Origin of the sequence: Streptomyces sp. NPDC046727, assembly GCF_040645635.1 — a bacterium.
In the GTDB taxonomy this organism is placed as follows: Bacteria; Actinomycetota; Actinomycetes; order Streptomycetales; family Streptomycetaceae; genus Streptomyces.
In genome coordinates this window covers 182,230-199,565 of the sequence record NZ_JBEYYR010000015.1, presented here as the reverse complement: position 1 = coordinate 199,565, position 17,336 = coordinate 182,230, and the positions used below count along the sequence as shown (strand labels likewise).

The following is a 17,336-nucleotide window of genomic DNA, read 5'->3' as shown; positions in this document are numbered from 1 at the left end:
ACCCGCTTCTACGACCAGGAGATGACCCCGGAGGTGCTGAAGGAGGCCACCGAGGTCATCATGGCGGCCATCACCCGCCAGCTGGAGGAGATCCGCGGCGAGAAGGCGCCCGAGACGCCGTACGACCCGCGCCGCGAGCGGATCGAGCAGCGGCGCCGCACCCAGGCGCAGGCACAGGGCAGGCAGACGGAAGGGCAGAGCAAGTGAGCAAGCCTGTGCGGGCGGCCGTCATGGGCACCGGTTCGTGGGGCACCGCCTTCGGGATGGTCCTCGCCGACGCCGGCTGTGACGTGACCCTGTGGGCCCGCCGCCCGGAGCTGGCCGAGGCGGTCAACTCCACCCGGACCAACCCGGACTACCTGCCCGGGGTGGAACTCCCGGACAACCTGCGCGCCACCGCCGACGCGGCGAAGGCCCTGCGCGACGCCGACTTCACCGTTCTCGCGGTCCCCTCCCAGACGCTGCGCGCCAACCTCGCCGAGTGGACCCCGCTGCTGGCGCCGGACACCGTCCTCGTCTCCCTGATGAAGGGCGTCGAACTCGGCTCCACCATGCGGATGAGCGAGGTCATCGAGGACGTCGCCAAGGTCGGCGCCGACCGGGTCGCGGTCGTCACCGGACCCAACCTGGCCCGCGAGATCGCCGCCCGCATGCCCGCCCTGGCCGTCGTGGCCTGCACCGACGAACAGGTCGCCCAGCGGCTCCAGGCCGCCTGCCACACGCCGTACTTCCGGCCGTACACCAACACCGACGTGGTCGGCTGCGAACTCGCCGGCGCGGTCAAGAACGTCATCGGGCTCGCGGTCGGCATCGCCGACGGCATGGGACTCGGCGACAACGCCAAGGGCTCGCTGATCACGCGCGGCCTCGCCGAGACCACCCGGCTCGGCCTCGCCATGGGCGCCGACCCGCTGACCTTCTCCGGACTCGCGGGCCTGGGCGACCTGGTGGCCACCTGCTCCTCGCCGCTGTCCCGCAACCACACCTTCGGCACCAACCTCGGCAGGGGCATGACCCTGGAGGAGACCATCGCGGTCACCAAGCAGACCGCCGAGGGCGTCAAGTCCTGCGAGTCGGTACTGGATCTGGCCCGCCGGCACGGCGTCGACATGCCCATCACCGAGACGGTCGTCAGCATCGTGCACGAGGGCAAGTCGCCGGTCGTCGCGCTCAAGGAGCTGATGGCGCGCAGCGCCAAGCCCGAACGACGCTGAAGCCGGCCCGCGACCGGGCCGCGACGGGCCCGCGACCGGCCCACACCGGTCCCGTCCGGGCCTGCCACGCGACGCTCCGCGACCGTCCGTGCGACGCTGAGCGACGGCCCGGGAGCGCGCGCTGACTTGGGCGCTACCTACGGGTACTCTCAACGCGATATGAGCACCGAGAACCTTCCCCAGAGCCCTGAGCAGCCGTCGCGCAAGCCCCGCGTGGCCGTCGTGTTCGGCGGGCGCAGCTCCGAACACGGGATCTCCGTGGTCACCGCCGGCGCCGTCCTCAAGGCCATCGACCGGACGAAGTACGACGTCCTGCCGATCGGCATCACCGCGGACGGCCGCTGGGCGCTGACGGCCGACGAGCCGGAGCGGATGGCCATCACCGACCGCCGTACCCCGAACGTGGAGGAGCTGGCGGAGTCGCACGAGGGCGGCGTGGTGCTCCCCGTCGACCCGGCCAACCGCGAGGTCGTATACAGCGAGCCCGGCTCCGTGCCCAAGGCCCTCGGCGAGGTCGACGTCGTCTTCCCGGTGCTCCACGGCCCCTACGGCGAGGACGGCACCCTCCAGGGCCTCCTGGAGCTGTCCGGAGTGCCGTACGTGGGCTCGGGCGTGCTCGCCTCGGCCGTCGGCCAGGACAAGGAGTACATGAAGCGGGTGTTCACCTCCTTCGGGCTCAAGGTGGGCCCGTACGTGGTGATCCGGCCCCGCGAGTGGGCGCAGGACGAGTCCGCCGCCCGCAAGAAGATCGTCGACTTCGCGGGCGAGCACGGCTGGCCGCTGTTCGTGAAGCCCGCGCGCGCGGGTTCGTCCATCGGCATCACCAAGGTCGACGACCTGTCCGGCCTGGACGAGGCGATCGCCGAAGCACAGCGGCACGACCCGAAGATCCTGGTCGAGGCGGCGCTGCGGGGCCGCGAGATCGAGTGCGGCGTCCTGGAGTTCGAGGACGGCCCGCGCGCCTCCGTCCCGGCCGAGATCCCTCCGCCGGACGCGCACGCGTACTACGACTTCGAGGCCAAGTACATCGACTCCACGCCCGGCATCGTCCCCGCCCCGCTCACCGACGAGGAGACCGCCGAGGTGCGGCGGCTCGCGGTCGAGGCGTTCGAGGCGGCCTCCTGCGAGGGCCTGGTCCGCGCGGACTTCTTCCTCACCGAGGACGGCGAGTTCGTGATCAACGAGATCAACACGATGCCCGGCTTCACGCCGATCTCGATGTACCCGCAGATGTGGCAGGCCACCGGCATCAGCTACCCCGAGCTGGTGGACCGCCTGGTGCAGGCGGCGCTGCGCCGCTCGACCGGCCTGCGCTGACCCCGCGGCGGGTCAGTGCCGCATGGAGGCCATCCCCTCCGGGACGGCCTTCTTGACGGCCGTCGCCAGGTCCATCAGGACCTGCGCGCTGTCGTCCGACCCGGACAGCTTCTTGGGCAGCGTCACCTGCACATACGCACGACGACCGGACGTGGTGAACCGCCACGTCCCGTCGTCCTCCTTCTCCATCAGCCAGTCGACGCCGTTGACCCCGCCGCCGACCGCGTTCGGGTCGTCGCCGAGGGCCACCTTGGGGTCGACCATCTTCGGCGGCCGGACGATGCCGCAGCGCAGTATGATCGCCGGGCTTCCCCAGCCCGCCGTGTAGGCGGACCGGGGCTCGGGGTCCTGACGGCGCTGCCCGTTCACCTGCCGCGGCAGCACCTTGTCCAGGTCCCGGCAGATCGGGGCGGTCTTCGCGTCCGGGGTGGGAACCGCCACGGTGTCGCTGTCGTCTGCTGCGGAGCAGCTCGCGACCGCGACCAGCAGGGCGGGCGCGAGCAGGCCGAAGGGCCGGTGACGGAAGATGTTCACCGGCCAAGCGTAGACGGGGGCTACAGATGCACGACCGGACAGGTCAGGGTGCGCGTGATGCCGTCCACCTGCTGGACCTTGGCAACCACCATGCGGCCGAGTTCGTCGACCGTCTCGGCCTGGGCGCGCACGATGACGTCATACGGTCCCGTCACGTCCTCGGCCTGGAGCACTCCAGGGATCTTGCTGATCGTCTCGGCGACGGTCGACGCCTTGCCGACCTCCGTCTGGATCAGGATGTACGCCTGTACCACGGAACCTCCAGGGCGGCCACGAGGATCATGTGGGGAAAAGGAACGCCACGGTATCGCGTCGCCGCTCCCCGCGGGGAGACCTGCGGGAACCAGGCTTGCGCGCCAGGGTGCAGGCACGACGGAAGTTGACGGTCACCTGGACCGTTTCGACGGTCAGCACGGCCGTGTCGGCAGTCACCAGGACTGCGACGGCGGTCACCTCGACCGTATCGGGGACACTGATGACGCGCGACTGGGCACGGCAAGGCACAGAAGGGGCTTGAGGGCAATGAAGGGCACAGTGGGTGAGCTAGGTGAGTTCGGGCTCATCAGGGAGCTGACCTCCCGTCTCACCGCGACCCCGGCGGTCCGGGTCGGCCCCGGCGACGACGCCGCGGTGGTCGCCGCGCCCGACCGGCGGGTGGTGGCGAGCACCGACATCCTGCTGGAGGGCCGGCACTTCCGCCGCGACTGGTCCACGGCGTACGACGTCGGCCGCAAGGCCGCCGCGCAGAACCTCGCGGACATCGCCGCGATGGGCGCCGTACCGACCGCGCTGCTGCTCGGCCTGGTCGTCCCGGCCGAACTGCCGGTCACCTGGCCCACCGAGCTGATGGACGGCCTGCGCGACGAGTGCCAGGTCGCCGGGGCCTCCGTGGTCGGCGGCGACGTCGTACGCGGCGACACGATCATGGTGTCGATCACCGCGCTCGGCGATCTGCGCAACCAGGAGCCGGTCACGCGCGCGGGTGCCCAGCCCGGCGATCTCGTGGCCGTCACCGGCTGGCTGGGCTGGTCCGCGGCCGGCTACGCGGTGCTGGCCCGCGGTTTCCGCTCGCCGCGCGCCTTCGTGGAGGCCCACCGGCGCCCCGAGCCGCCGTACCACGCGGGCCCGGCCGCCGCCGCGCTCGGCGCCACCGCGATGTGCGACGTGAGCGACGGTCTGATCGCCGACCTCGGGCACATCGCCGAGGCCAGCAAGGTCCGCATCGACATCCGCTCCGGCGCGATCGACATCCCGACGCAGATGAACGACATCGGGCAGGCCGTCGGCGTGGACCCGCTGCAGTGGGTGCTGACCGGGGGAGAGGACCACGCGATCGTGGCGACGTTCCCGCCGGACGCCAAGCTGCCGGCCCGCTGGAAGGTCATCGGCGAGGTCCTCCACCCGTCCGCGCTGCCCCAGGTGACCGTCGACGGGGCGCCCTGGACCAGCAAGGGCGGCTGGGACCACTTCGGGGACATCGAGTCGTGATCCCCCGGGTGCTCACGGTGGCGGGCTCGGACTCCGGCGGCGGGGCGGGCATCCAGGCCGACCTGAAGACGATGCTGGCGCTCGGCGTGCACGGGATGAGCGTGATCACGGCGGTGACCGCGCAGAACTCCATGGGCGTGCAGGGCGCCTGGGAGCTGCCCGTGGAGGCGGTCCGGGCCCAGTACCGCAGCGTGGTGGACGACATCGGCGTCCAGGCCGTGAAGACCGGCATGCTGGCCTCCGCCGAACTGGTCGAGACGGTCGCCGAGTTGATCTCCGGCACGGACGCCCCGGCCGTGGTGGACCCGGTGGGCGTCTCCAAGCACGGCGATCCGCTGCTGGCCGCCTCCGCGCTGGGCTCGGTGCGCACCAAGCTGCTGCCGGTGGCGACGGTCGCGACCCCGAACCTGGACGAGGTGATCCAACTCACCGGGGTGCGGGTCGAGTCGGAGGACGATCTACGACGGGCCGCGGCGGCCGTGCTGGAGTACGGGCCGCGCTGGGTGCTGATCAAGGGCGGCCATCTGTCCGGGGACCCCGTGGACCTGCTCACGGACGGTTCCGAGGAGCACTGGCTGCGGGCCCCGCGCCTCGACAACCGGCACACGCACGGCACGGGCTGCACGCTGGCCTCCGCGATCGCGTCGGGGCTGGCACAGGGGCTGCCGGTGCCGGAGGCGGTCGGCCGGGCCAAGGAGTACGTCACCGGGGCGATCGCCGCCGGGTTCGCGCTCGGGGCGGGGATCGGGCCGGTGGATCACGGCTGGCGGTTCAGGGGCTGAACGCGCGCGGGTCCGCCGCGGCGCTCCCCGCCCGCGCGCAGGTACGGCAAAAAGCCGGCCCACCCTGAGGTGGACCGGCTCCGTGCAGCGAACCAGACAGTGGCCGCGCGCTCAGCTGACGCGTCAGCGCGAGACCTTGCCGGCCTTGATGCACGAGGTGCAAGCGTTCACGCGCTTCGGCGTCCCGCCGACCACGGTACGCACACGCTGGATGTTCGGGTTCCAGCGGCGGGACGTACGGCGGTGCGAGTGCGAGATGTTGTTGCCGAAGCCCGGCCCCTTGCCGCAGACGTCGCAGTTGGCAGCCACGGGTCACTCCAAAGACTTCAGATGCACTTACGGTTAATCCCGGCATGCCGGGATCGAGATCCTAAAACCTGAGATCTTGAGTGGCGTTGCCAGGGGAACAGCCCGATCGGATCGGGCAACCGGAGCAGCATACAACGACTGCGTCCGGACAACGAAACTACCATGGCAGATCAGGGCCTCGCTCCCGGCCCTCTTCCGGAGGGCACCGGTCCGGGGTCTACGCTGCGTCCCACGTCCAGCCAGCTCAGGGAGGCGCAGGTGGCGCAGGTGCCGCAGACATTCTTCGATGCTCTCGCGGTGCGCACCTGGTGCGGTCTGGCGCTCCGGGCACTGGGACGGGCCCGTGAGGAGATCGACGCGATCAACGTCTACCCGGTGGCGGACGGCGACACCGGGACCAACCTCTATCTGACCCTGGAGTCGGCGGCGACGGCAGTGGAGGCGGTGTTCGCCGGGTACGAGACCGGTGCCGGGGAGCCCTCGCCCGCCGACGCCGTCCGGGCCATGGCCCACGGGGCGCTGATCGGCGCCCGGGGCAACTCCGGGACGATCCTCGCGCAGCTGCTGCGGGGGATGGCCCAGGTGCTCGCGGAGGCCGCCGACGCGTCCCGCTTTGACGGCTCGGCGCTGCGGCTGGCCCTGCGCCGGGCCGCCGACTCCGCCCGGCAGGCCGTGGCCCACCCGGTCGAGGGCACGGTGCTGACGGTCGCCTCGGCCGCCGCCGACGCCGCCGAGGAGGCCGAGGGCGACTGCGGGACGGTCGCGCGGGCCGCCTACGAGGGCGCTCGGGCGGCGCTGGCGGCGACCCCGGGCCAGCTGGCCGTGCTGCGGCGGGCCGGCGTGGTCGACGCGGGCGGGCGCGGGCTGGTGGCGGTGCTGGGGGCGCTGGTGGAGGCGTTCACGGGGGAGGCGGCACGGGAGGCTCCGCTTCGAGCGGCCGCGCTCCAGGAAGCTCCGCTTCGGCAGGCGCCCCAGGTCGCGGAGGCGGTTTCCGACGGGCACGCGCGCGTGGAGGGCGATTCCGAGACCGGCCTGTGCGCACCCGACCTGTGCGCCGACGCGGCCGGCGCCGGCGGGCCCGCGTTCGAGGTGATCTACCTGCTGGAGGCCGACGACGCGGCCGTGGCCCGGCTGCGCACGCGGCTCGACGCCCTCGGGGACTCCCTGGTCGTGGTCGGCGGCGACGGGCTGTGGAACGTCCATGTGCACGTCGACGACGCCGGCGCCGCCGTGGAGGCCGGCGTGGAGGCCGGGCGGCCCTACCGGATCCGGATCACCCACTTCGGGCTCGGCGACGTCCACACCGGCCGCGAGCGGCCCCCGCGCGAGCCCGTCCAGCGGGCGGTCGTCGCCGTCGTACCGGGCGAGGGGCTGGCCGGGCTGTACACCGAGGCCGGCGCGACCACCGTGCTGGCCCGCCCCGGAGAGCCGCCCGCCAGCGGGGAGCTGGTGCAGGCGGTACGGCGTGCCCACGCGCGCGAGGTCGTCCTGCTGCCCAACGACGCCGAGCTGCGCCACACGGCCGCCGCCGCGGCCGAGCAGGCCCGCACCGAGGGCATCCGCGTGGCCCTGATCCCGACCCGCTCGGCGGTCCAGGGCATCGCCGCGCTCGCCGTGCACGAGTCCGGGCGCCGGTTCGACGAGGACGTCGTCCAGATGACCTCGGCGGCCGGTGCCACCCGGTACGCCGAGGTCGTCGTGGCCGAGCACCAGTCCTGGACGACGGCCGGCATCTGCCAGGCCGGCGATGTGCTCGGCCTGATCGAGGGCGACGTGGCGGTGATCGGCGCGGACGTCACCGCCACCGCCCAGACCGTCCTGGACCGCATGCTCCAGGCCGGCGGCGAGCTGGTCACGCTCGTCGTCGGCGACGAGGCACCCGAGACCGCCGTCGCGCACCTGGAGGCGCGTGTACGGGAGTCCTACCTGGCCGTGGACACGGTGGTGTACCGCGGCGGCCGGCAGGGGGCGCTGCTGCTCATCGGCGTGGAGTGACCCGGCGGCTCATTCCGGCGGCGCGTCCGTCCCCGCCGCCTCCAGCAGCTGGCCCGCCTCGGCCCGCCGTGCCCGGTGGGTCTCGTCCCGTCGTCGGCGACGAGGCACCCGAGACCGCCGTCGCGCACCTGGAGGCGCGTGTACGGGAGTCACACCGGCAGGGGGGCGCTGCTGCTCATCGGCGTGGAGTGACCCGGCGGCTCAGTCCCGCGGCGCCTTCGCCTCCGCCGCCTCCAGCAGCTGGCCCGCCTCCGCCCGCCGGGCCCGGACGGTCTCGTCCCCGTCGTCGGCGCCCTCGTAGGCCGCGAGGACGGCCCGCGCGCGTGCCGCGGCCCGCGCCGGCCGGCCCAGCTCCGCCTCCAGCCGGCCCGCGGCCAGTTCGGCGCCGGTACGGCTGTCCAGCCCGGCCGTGCCGAGCGCGGCGAACACCGCCACCGCCCGGGTCATCCGCTCCAGCGCCGCCTCGAACGCGGCCCGGATCGCCGGGTCCTCGGCCTCCTCGGACACCGAGCGGACCAGCAGCTCCGCGAACTGACGGTGCGTACCCCCGAGTTCGGCGGCCAGCTCGTCCCGGTCCGCCGGGCCCGCCGCGGCCAGCGCCGTCTCGCACTCCTGGACCGCCCGCCCCATCAGCGCGCGGGCGTCCGCCGCCCCGGACTCCCCGCCCAGCGCCAGCCAGGCCCGGGCGCGCAGCGAGCGGACCAGGAACTGTGTGTTGCCGAGCGAGCGCCACAGGTCGCCCGCGCGCGCGTAGGCCCGGTCGGCCTCGTCCGACAGGCCGGCGTTGCCCAGCGACTCGGCGGCGAGGTGGGCGAGCGTGGCGTGGTCCTGCTGCTCGGGCCAGTGCCGGGCGAGTTCGGCGGCCTTGAGCCGCTCCTCGGCGGCGGCCCGGTGCTCGCCCAGTTCGCCCAGGCAGTCCCCGAGCCACCAGCGGGCCTGGACGACCGCCCCGTCGCCGTGGGTGTCGACGCTCAGGTCGGCCAGTGCGGACTCCAGCACCTCGGCGGCCTCCGCGCAGCGGCCCCGGCGCAGCAGGAAGCCGCCCAGCTGCTGCCGCGCCCAGGCGCCCAGGGTGCCGCTCTCACCGGCCTCGTCGGCCCAGTGCGCGGCCTCCAGCGCGTGCTCGGCCGCTTCCGCGGGCTCGTCCCGGCCGCCGAGCACCTCGGCGAGCTGGAGATGCAGCTGGGCCCGCCCGACCGGCTCCACGTACGGCCCGCCGTGCTCCAGGGCCGCCCGCAGCGCCTGCTCGGCCCTGGCCAGGTCACCGGCCTGGTGGGCGAGGGCGGCGACCTGCACCTCGTACTCCACCGCGAACCACGCGAGCCCGGCGCCCACATACGCGTCGGCGGCCCGCCGGAACAGCTCCGCCGCCCGCTCCGCGTCCCCGGTGAGCCCGGCCAGCTCGGCGAGCATCGCCCGGGCCTCGGCCTCCCGCGCGGCCAGCCGCACATCGTCCCCGCCGCGCCCCTCGACGAGCGCGAGCACCTCCCGCACAGCCGCCTCGGCGTCCACGAGGGCCCGCTCGGCACCCGGGTGTCCGGCGGCCTCGTGCACCCGGCGCATCAGGACGCGGGCCCGGCTGATCACCACCGACGCGGTCTGCCGGACGCCGGTGCCCTCGTCGGCGTACAGCGCGAGCACCTCGTCGTACAGGCCCGTGACCGTGGCCAGGGCCGCGTTCACCTCGCCGGTCAGCGCGCGGACGTACGCCCCGCGCGCGCGGGCCGCCAGGGCCTCGCCGGGGTCGCCCGCCTCCGCGTACAGCGTGGCCGCCCGCTCGAACAGGGGGAGTCCCTCGGGGCCGCGGGCCATCGCCTCGTGCTCGGCGATCTCCGCGCGGTCGCGGGGCTCCAGCGCGGCGCCGTCCCGCGCGGCCCGGGCGACCGCCGCCCATGCCTCCAGGGCGTGCGGCCGCAGGGTGTCCGACAGCCGTCGGGCCTCGGCGAGGAGGGCGGGCAGGTCGGGCTCGGCGGCCGCCATGGGGGCCTGCCGGGTGGCCGGCGGTGCCGCCGTGGGGCGTACCGCCCGAACACCCAGCGGCAGCCGCTCCACCAAGGGGCGCTGGTCCATCCGCGCGCGGATCCGGTCCCCGACGGACGAGGTGCCGTTGCGGCGGTCGAAACGGCCGGCCAGGTCCGTCGCCTCCACGCGCGCGTGCGCGGCCAGTTCCCGCGCGGTCCAGGCCCGCCCGGCGGGCCCCGGCACCCGCTCCTCACCGAGGCCCAGCCCGGACAGCCGGTCCATCAGCAGCGTCACCACGGCCAGGAAGTCCAGCCGGCTGCGCGGATGCCCGGTGTCCGTGAAGTACGCCGGCCGCTCGGCCAGCAGCTCAAGGCCGCGCGCCTCGTTGCCGGTCAGCGCGCAGAACTCCACGTGATCCGCGTACGCGCCCCGCATGCTCTCCATGGGACGTACGAGGCGGAAGCCCCGCAGATGGTGGGCCCGGGCCTCGTCCACGCGGCCCAGGCGCAGCAGCGGCGCCAGCGAGGAGGCGAGCACGGTGTGCGGCTCGTGCGCGCACGCGAACTCGCCCTCCAGCACCGGCCGCCACAGCTCCAGCGCCTGAGCGTCCCGGCCGCACCGGACCTGCCAGGTGCCCTGCCCGTGCAGTTCGCAGGCGTGGCAGTCGGCCATCGCGTCCCGGTCGGCGGCCAGCCACGCGCCGTACGCCCGCTCCGCGCGCGCGAGGTCCCCGATGTGCGCGGCCACGCTGAACTCGGCGCTGCGCACCGCCCGTTCGGAGTGTCCGGCGATCCGGTAGCGGTGCTCCATCTCGGCGAGCCACTTCTCGACCGAGGCGAGCGGGATGTGCGGCTGGTCCAGCATGCCCGCCGACATCCACTTGAAGACCCAGTGCAGCGAGTGCGTCTCGTACTCGTCGAAGTCCTCCGGCCGTTCGTCCCACATGCGCAGCAGCCGCGCGAACGGGACGAACATCTTGTCCTTCTCGGAGCTGTAGTTGTAGACCTTCAGCTGGTGCCCGAGCGCCTCGATCACGGCGAGCGGGATGTCCAGCCGCTCGGCCTCGGCGAGCAGTTGCTCCGCGCGCGCGTTGCGGGCCGGGCCCTCCGGCTCCTCGGAGTTCTCCGCCAGCGCCCGGCGCAGCGCGTCGAAGTCGGTGATCTCGCTCATCGTCCGTCCCCCTCCCCGTGGGTCGCCCACTCGAGCAGCCCGATGAACGCCCGGTTGAGCAGTGCCGAGTCGGCCGGCCGCAGCGGACGCTGCGCCATCAGCAGCGCCTGCCCGTACAGCGACTCGGTCGCCGTGCCGATCAGTTCCGGGTCGCCGAGCGAACCGATCCGCCGGACCAGCGGGTTGAGGTGGTTGAGCACCAGACGCGCGCGCGGGGCGCTGCCGCGCAGCGAGCCCAGGATGCCCGCCCACAGGTCGTCGGCCTGCTCCTCGGCCGCCGCGCGGGCCTGCTCGTGCCGGGCGGCCCGGTCGTCCAGGTGCAGCGCGGGCACGGTCAGCGGGTGGAAGGCCCGCAGGACGACGTCGCAGCCCAGCGGGTCGAGCCGGTCCCGGGCGGCGGCCAGGAACCCGGACAGCGCCAGCTCCTCGCCCGGATCGACCGCGTCCAGGTGCGCGGTCACGGTGTCCGCGTCCAGCTCGGCGACCACGGTCCCCGGCCGCACCCGCGGCAGCGCCTCGACCAGCTCGCTGTCGTACGTGTAGCCGCCGTTGACCACTCCGACGCCCTGCGCCGAGGCGATCGGCGCGACCTGCCGGTACTCCTCGACCGTCCGTGTGAAGTGCACCACCGGGTGCCGCCGCGCGAACTCCTCCAGGGAGATCTGCCCGTCGGTCGTCTCGAACGGCAGCCACGGCAGCATCGTGCGCAGCATCTCCCGGTCGTGCCGGGCCAGGGACTTCACGCCCAGGTGGTGCACGGCGAGGAAGGCCGACAGGCGCTCGGGGTCACCGGCCGCGAGCCCGGTCAGCCAGGACCGAATCCTTTCGCCCAGTGCGTCGCGCACGGCGGCGAGCGTCTCGTCCTCGTACAGCGCCTCGCGCGAGGCGGTCGGCCGCAGGCTGTCGGTGTCCAGGACGCAGCGCACGAAGAACGCCCAGTCCGGGAGCAGCTGTTCGGCCCGCTCGGTGAGCAGCATGCCCTTCAGGTGCACGCGATGCGTCGCCCGCTGGGCCGGGCTGACCGCCGACGGCAGCACGTACGCCACCCCGCGGATCCCGGCCAGCGGCACGTCCAGGTCGATCGAGTCCAGCGGGGTGAACCCGAACAGCTCGTGGCAGTGCCGGGCCAGCGCGACCCGCCGGCCGGCCGGACTCGGATGGGCACGGTCCCAGGGCGCGGGCAGATCCGTGACCGGCTCCTCGCCGACCCGGACGTCGTACGGCAGCAGCGAGCCGAAGTCCCGGGCCAGGGCGCGGACCCGGTCGGGCGCCAGCCACTCGGCCGCGCCGGCCCGTGCCGTCAGGTACACGGTCGTACCCGGCTCGGGCCGCTCCGCGGCGGGCAGCGTCCGCACGGTGTACGACCCGTCGTCACGGGCCGTCCACTCCACCGGGGGCGCCTCGGGCGTACGGGCGCTGCGGCTGACGACCCGGATCCGCTCGGCGACCACGAAGCAGGCCAGCAGCCCGATGCCGAACTGCCCGAGGAAGTCCGACCGGGCCTCCTGCAGGCCCTCGGCCCGCTTGGAGCTGCGCCCGATGGTCGCCAGCAGACGGTGCACGTCCGGCTCGGTGAGCCCGACACCGGTGTCCTCCACCCGCAGCCCGCCGTCCGCCGCGTACAGCCGCACCCGCGCCGGGGCGTCGGGCTCGGCGGCGCGCCGGGCGGTGATGGCGTCCACGGCGTTCTGCAGCAGCTCGCGCAGATAGACCTTGGGGCTGGAGTAGAGGTGATGGGAGAGCAGGTCCACCAGACCGCGCAGGTCGACCTGGAACGTATGAGGTGAGTGAGGTGACTGGGATGCCTGGGATGACTGGGAGGTCTGGGAGTCCATCGTCACTGCGCCGGTGGGGGAGTGCGTGCGGCGCGGGGTCGGGCGGTCCCGGACGGGCGGTGACCGCGAAGGATGGCCGGAGCGCGTCATCCTAGAGCCGGAGCACCCCGCCTGACCAGGAGTTTCCCTGATGTTTACGGCAGCTCGCCGGGAACCCGCAGGGCGGCGTCTACGGGAATGTCAGTGCCGTGGTGTGCAATGGATCTCGTGCCCGCACTGGAAGAACCACTGAAGCAGCCCCTGAAGTCAGTGCTCGGCCCCGCCACCGCGAAGGTGATGGCCGAGCACCTCGGCCTGCACACCGTCGGCGACCTCCTGCACCACTACCCGCGCAGATACGAGGAGCGCGGCCAGCTCACCCACCTCGCCGACCTCCCCATGGACGAGCACGTGACGGTGGTCGCCCAGGTCGCCGACGCCCGCCTGCACTCCTTCGCCTCGGCCAAGGCCCCCCGCGGCAAGGGCCAGCGGCTCGAAGTCACCATCACCGACGGCAGCGGCCGGCTCCAGCTGGTCTTCTTCGGCAACGGCGTGCACAAGCCGCACAAGGAACTGCTGCCGGGCACCCGCGCGATGTTCGCCGGGAAGGTCTCCGTCTTCAACCGCCGCCTCCAACTCGCCCACCCGGCGTACGAGTTGCTGCGGGGCGACGGTGACGAGGCCGTCGAGACCTGGGCCGGCGCCCTGATCCCGATCTACCCCGCCACCGCCAAACTGGAGTCCTGGAAGATCGGCAAGGCGGTCCAGACGGTCCTCCCCACCGCCCAGGAGGCACTCGACCCCCTGCCGGACTCGCTGCGCGCCGGACGCGGCCTGCTCCCGCTCCCCGAGGCCCTGCTCAAGATCCACCGCCCGCACACCAAGGCCGACATCGCCGACGCCCGCGCCCGCCTGAAGTGGGACGAGGCCTTCGTCCTCCAGGTCGCCCTGGCCCGCCGCCGGCACGCCGACGCCCAGCTCCCGGCCGTCCCGCGCACCCCCCGCGCGGACGGCATCCTCACCGCCTTCGACGACCGTCTCCCCTTCACGCTCACCGAGGGCCAGCAGAAGGTCTCCCGTGAGATCTTCGACGACCTCGCCACCGCCCACCCGATGCACCGCCTGCTGCAAGGCGAGGTGGGCAGCGGAAAGACGATGGTCGCCCTCCGCGCCATGCTCGCCGTGGTCGACGCGGGCGGGCAGGCCGCCATGCTCGCGCCCACCGAGGTCCTCGCCCAGCAGCACCACCGCTCGGTCACGGAGATGATGGGCGAGCTGGCCCAGGGCGGCATGCTGGGCGGTGCCGAGCACGCCACCAAGGTGGTGCTGCTCACCGGCTCCATGGGCATGGCGGCCCGCCGTCAGGCCCTGCTCGACCTGGCCACCGGCGAGGCCGGCATCGTCATCGGCACCCACGCCCTGATCGAGGACAAGGTCCAGTTCCACGACCTCGGCCTGGTCGTGGTGGACGAACAGCACCGCTTCGGCGTGGAGCAGCGCGACGCCCTGCGCGGCAAGGGCAAGCAGCCCCCGCACCTCCTCGTCATGACGGCGACGCCCATCCCGCGCACGGTCGCCATGACGGTCTTCGGCGACCTGGAGACCTCGGTCCTGGACCAGCTCCCGGCCGGCCGCTCCCCGATCGCCACCCACGTGGTCCCCGCCGCCGACAAGCCCCACTTCCTGGCCCGGGCCTGGGAGCGGGTACGCGAGGAGGTGGGGAACGGCCATCAGGCGTACGTGGTCTGCCCCCGCATCGGCGACGAGGAGGACGACCCGAAGAAGGCGGGCAAGAAGAAGTCCCCCGAGGACGAGGCCGAGAAGCGCCCCCCGCTCGCGGTCCTCGACGTGGCCGACCAGCTGGCCAAGGGCCCCCTCCAGGGCCTCGGCGTGGAGGTCCTGCACGGCCGTATGCACCCCGACGACAAGGACGCCGTGATGCGCCGCTTCGCGGCAGGCGAGACGGACGTCCTGGTCGCCACCACCGTCATCGAGGTCGGCGTCAACGTCCCCAACGCCACGGCCATGGTCATCATGGACGCCGACCGTTTCGGCGTCTCCCAGCTCCACCAGCTGCGCGGCCGGGTCGGCCGTGGCTCCGCGCCCGGCCTGTGCCTCCTGGTCACCGAGATGCCCGAGGCCAGCGCGGCCCGCCAGCGGCTGAACGCGGTCGCCTCCACCCTCGACGGCTTCGAACTCTCCCGCATCGACCTCGAACAGCGCCGGGAGGGCGACGTCCTCGGCCAGGCCCAGTCCGGCGCCCGCTCCAGCCTCCGGGTCCTGGCGGTCATCGAGGACGAGGAGGTCATCGCGGAGGCGCGGGAGGAAGCGGCGGCGGTCGTGGCGGCCGATCCTGACCTGGAGCACCTCGCCGGCCTGCGCACGGCCCTGGACGCCCTCTTGGACGAGGAGAGAGAGCAGTACTTGGAAAAGGGCTGAAGTGGACCTGCCCCTGCGGCCTGCCAAACTGAACGGTAAAGCCGCAAACAAAGAAGGACGCCCACATGACCCGCGTGATCGCCGGCGCCGCCGGCGGACGGCGCCTCTCCGTACCGCCAGGCACCGGAACCCGTCCCACCTCGGACCGCGCACGCGAAGGCCTCTTCTCCACCTGGCAGTCCCTCCTCGGCGGCCCCCTGGACGGCGAGCGGGTCCTCGACCTCTACGCCGGCTCGGGCGCCGTAGGTCTCGAAGCGCTCTCCCGGGGCGCGAGCCACACCCTCCTGGTCGAGGCCGACGCCCGCGCGGCCAGAGTCGTCCGGGAGAACGTGAAGAACCTGGGCCTCCCCGGTGCGGAGGTCAGAGCGGGCAAAGCGGAACAGATCATCAAGCAACCGGCACCGGAAGAGCCGTACGACCTCGTCTTCCTGGACCCCCCGTACGCCGTCACAGATCACGATCTTCGCGAGATTCTGCTCACACTCCACTCGGAAGGCTGGCTCGCTGAGCAAGCGCTCGTCACCGTGGAGCGCAGCACCAGAGGCGGCGAATTCCACTGGCCGGACGGCTTCGAGGCGATCCGGTCCCGTCGCTACGGCGAGGGAACGTTTTGGTACGGTCGCGCCGCCTCTACGTGCGAAGACGCACGATGACCGGACCGGAGAGCGAGGGATCACAAGTGCGCCGCGCCGTCTGTCCCGGGTCGTTCGACCCGATCACCAACGGACACCTCGACATCATTGCCCGAGCCTCCCGTCTCTACGACGAGGTCTACGTCGCCGTGATGATCAACAAGGCCAAGAAGGGCCTGTTCGAGATCGAGGAGCGGATCGAGCTGATCCGCGAGGTCACCTCCGAGTACGCCAACGTCCGCGTGGAGGCGTTCCACGGCCTCCTCGTCGACTTCTGCAAGCAGCGCGACATCCCCGCCATCGTCAAGGGCCTGCGCGCCGTCAGCGACTTCGACTACGAACTCCAGATGGCCCAGATGAACAACGGCCTCACCGGCGTCGAAACGCTGTTCGTGCCCACCAACCCCACCTACAGCTTCCTCTCCTCCTCCCTCGTCAAGGAGGTCGCGGCCTGGGGCGGCGACGTCTCCCACCTGGTGCCGGCCCAGGTCCTGGAGGCGCTGAACAAGCGTCTCGGCAGGGACTGATGGGGCTACAGTCGTCCCGTCCGTCTCCAACCCGGCTGTAGAGAGTGGCGAGCACAGGTGGACGTGCAGAAGAAGCTCGACGAGATCGTCTCCACGGTCTCCGGCGCCCGGTCCATGCCCATGTCGGCGTCGTGCGTGATCAACCGGGCCGAGCTGCTCGCGATGCTCGAAGAGGTGCGCCAGGCGCTGCCCGGCTCCCTCGCCCAGGCACAGGAGCTGATCGGCGACCGTGAGCAGATGGTCGAGCAGGCCCGCCAGGAGGCCGAGCGGATCATCGAGAGCGCGCACGCCCAGCGCGGCTCGCTGATCTCCGACACCGAGATCGCCCGCCGCTCCCAGGCCGAGGCCGACCGGATCCTCGCCGAGGCCCGCACGGAGGCCGAGGAGGTCCGCGCGGAGGCCGACGACTACGTCGACTCCAAGCTCGCCAACTTCGAGGTGGTTCTCACCAAGACCCTCGGCTCGGTCGGCCGGGGCCGCGAGAAGCTCCTCGGCACCGGCCCCGGCCTGGACGAGAACGGCTACGAGGACGAGGACGCCCCCGAGCGCAGCCAGGACCCGGAGACCCTGCGCCACAACGCGGACGCCTACGTCGACGCCAAGCTGGGCGCCTTCGAGGCGGTCCTCGCCAAGACCCTGGAGGCCGTCGGCCGCGGCCGGCAGAAGCTGCACGGCCGGATCGCCACCGACGACCTCGGCGCCCTCGCCGACGACACCACGACCTTCCAGCACTCCAGCGACGCCGACTACCTCGCCGACCTGGCGGCCCTCGCGGACAGCGACCGCGAGGACCGGCGCCGGCCCGATCCCTCGCAGCCGCCGCAGCCGTCGTACGAGCCGCAGCCGGCCTATGGCTACCAGCAGCAGCCGGACCCGTATGCGGGCTTCCCGCAGCAGCCGGAGTACGCGCCGCAGCGGGACCCGTACGGCTACCAGCAGGCCGACCCCTACGCCTATCAGGGCTACGACGCCCAGCAGCCCGGCTACGACCCCCACCAGGCGCAGCAGCAACAGCCCCACCAGCAGCCCCAGTCCCAGCAGGGCTACGCCCTGGAAGAGACCAGCCTCTTCGACACCAGCATGATCAGCGCGGAGCAGCTGAGGGCCTACGAGCAGGGGCGGGGCCTTTAGCGGCCCACCGGATTGGGCGCTG

14 protein-coding genes and 1 pseudogene are annotated in these 17,336 nt (G+C 73.1%); 10 read left to right on the top strand and 5 right to left on the bottom strand.

Features of this window, described 5'->3' with window-relative positions:
* The 3 genes and pseudogenes from ABZ937_RS20785 to ABZ937_RS20775 form a co-directional block, all read left to right on the top strand.
* A pseudogene (locus ABZ937_RS20785) lies at positions 1-207 on the top strand (1-acyl-sn-glycerol-3-phosphate acyltransferase); the annotation flags it as partial.
* Positions 204-1,214 carry an NAD(P)H-dependent glycerol-3-phosphate dehydrogenase gene (locus ABZ937_RS20780; RefSeq protein WP_361693840.1) on the top strand — a complete coding sequence of 337 codons (1,011 nt, stop codon included), beginning with the start codon at positions 204-206 and terminating at the stop codon, positions 1,212-1,214. The pseudogene ABZ937_RS20785 and the gene ABZ937_RS20780, both read left to right, overlap by 4 nt.
* Before the next feature lie 159 nt (positions 1,215-1,373).
* Positions 1,374-2,531, top strand: a complete 1,158-nt coding sequence (locus ABZ937_RS20775; RefSeq protein ID WP_361693838.1) for a D-alanine--D-alanine ligase family protein — start codon at positions 1,374-1,376, stop codon at positions 2,529-2,531.
* A 12-nt stretch (positions 2,532-2,543) separates the two neighbouring features.
* On the opposite strand, the gene ABZ937_RS20770 is transcribed toward ABZ937_RS20775, so the two are convergent.
* The gene (locus ABZ937_RS20770; RefSeq protein ID WP_361693836.1) at positions 2,544-3,065 is read right to left on the bottom strand and encodes a DUF3515 domain-containing protein; all 522 of its coding nucleotides are present in this window, start codon (positions 3,063-3,065) and stop codon (positions 2,544-2,546) included.
* A gap of 20 nt (positions 3,066-3,085) precedes the next feature.
* The gene (locus ABZ937_RS20765; protein WP_030649166.1) at positions 3,086-3,319 is read right to left on the bottom strand and encodes an Lrp/AsnC ligand binding domain-containing protein; all 234 of its coding nucleotides are present in this window, start codon (positions 3,317-3,319) and stop codon (positions 3,086-3,088) included.
* 268 nt (positions 3,320-3,587) lie between these two features.
* Between ABZ937_RS20765 and ABZ937_RS20760 the strand changes: the two genes are divergently transcribed.
* The gene (locus ABZ937_RS20760) at positions 3,588-4,553 is read left to right on the top strand and encodes a thiamine-phosphate kinase (RefSeq protein WP_361693835.1); all 966 of its coding nucleotides are present in this window, start codon (positions 3,588-3,590) and stop codon (positions 4,551-4,553) included.
* Entirely contained in the window at positions 4,550-5,335 is a 786-nt protein-coding gene (thiD, locus tag ABZ937_RS20755) for a bifunctional hydroxymethylpyrimidine kinase/phosphomethylpyrimidine kinase (RefSeq protein ID WP_361693833.1), read from the top strand. Before ABZ937_RS20760 ends, thiD begins: the two co-directional genes overlap by 4 nt.
* A gap of 123 nt (positions 5,336-5,458) precedes the next feature.
* On the opposite strand, the gene rpmB is transcribed toward thiD, so the two are convergent.
* Entirely contained in the window at positions 5,459-5,644 is a 186-nt protein-coding gene (gene rpmB, locus ABZ937_RS20750) for a 50S ribosomal protein L28 (RefSeq protein ID WP_003993230.1), read from the bottom strand.
* Between the two features lie 258 nt (positions 5,645-5,902).
* Between rpmB and ABZ937_RS20745 the strand changes: the two genes are divergently transcribed.
* Positions 5,903-7,639 carry a DAK2 domain-containing protein gene (locus ABZ937_RS20745; RefSeq protein WP_361693831.1) on the top strand — a complete coding sequence of 579 codons (1,737 nt, stop codon included), beginning with the start codon at positions 5,903-5,905 and terminating at the stop codon, positions 7,637-7,639.
* Positions 7,640-7,840: 201 nt separating this feature from the next.
* On the opposite strand, the gene ABZ937_RS20740 is transcribed toward ABZ937_RS20745, so the two are convergent.
* Complete coding sequence (locus ABZ937_RS20740; protein WP_361693829.1) at positions 7,841-10,771, bottom strand: tetratricopeptide repeat protein; 2,931 nt, start codon at positions 10,769-10,771, stop codon at positions 7,841-7,843.
* On the bottom strand, positions 10,768-12,606 hold the full coding sequence (locus ABZ937_RS20735; RefSeq protein ID WP_361693827.1) for an HSP90 family protein: 1,839 nt from the start codon (positions 12,604-12,606) through the stop codon (positions 10,768-10,770). Before ABZ937_RS20735 ends, ABZ937_RS20740 begins: the two co-directional genes overlap by 4 nt.
* Positions 12,607-12,804: 198 nt before the next feature.
* Here ABZ937_RS20735 and recG point away from each other — a divergent pair, with 198 nt between their 5' ends.
* From recG to ABZ937_RS20715, 4 genes are all read left to right on the top strand, one after another.
* Positions 12,805-15,024, top strand: coding sequence for an ATP-dependent DNA helicase RecG (gene recG / locus ABZ937_RS20730; RefSeq protein WP_361693825.1), 2,220 nt, complete (start codon positions 12,805-12,807; stop codon positions 15,022-15,024).
* 65 nt (positions 15,025-15,089) lie between these two features.
* Positions 15,090-15,677 (top strand): 16S rRNA (guanine(966)-N(2))-methyltransferase RsmD, encoded by a 588-nt coding sequence (gene rsmD / locus ABZ937_RS20725; RefSeq protein ID WP_361693823.1) that lies wholly within the window; start codon positions 15,090-15,092, stop codon positions 15,675-15,677.
* A 26-nt stretch (positions 15,678-15,703) separates the two neighbouring features.
* Positions 15,704-16,183: a pantetheine-phosphate adenylyltransferase gene (gene coaD, locus ABZ937_RS20720; protein WP_361693820.1), complete on the top strand. Its 480-nt coding sequence runs from the start codon at positions 15,704-15,706 to the stop codon at positions 16,181-16,183.
* Positions 16,184-16,240: 57 nt separating this feature from the next.
* Positions 16,241-17,314 (top strand): cell division initiation protein, encoded by a 1,074-nt coding sequence (locus ABZ937_RS20715; protein ID WP_361693819.1) that lies wholly within the window; start codon positions 16,241-16,243, stop codon positions 17,312-17,314.
* Positions 17,315-17,336: the final 22 nt, after the last annotated feature.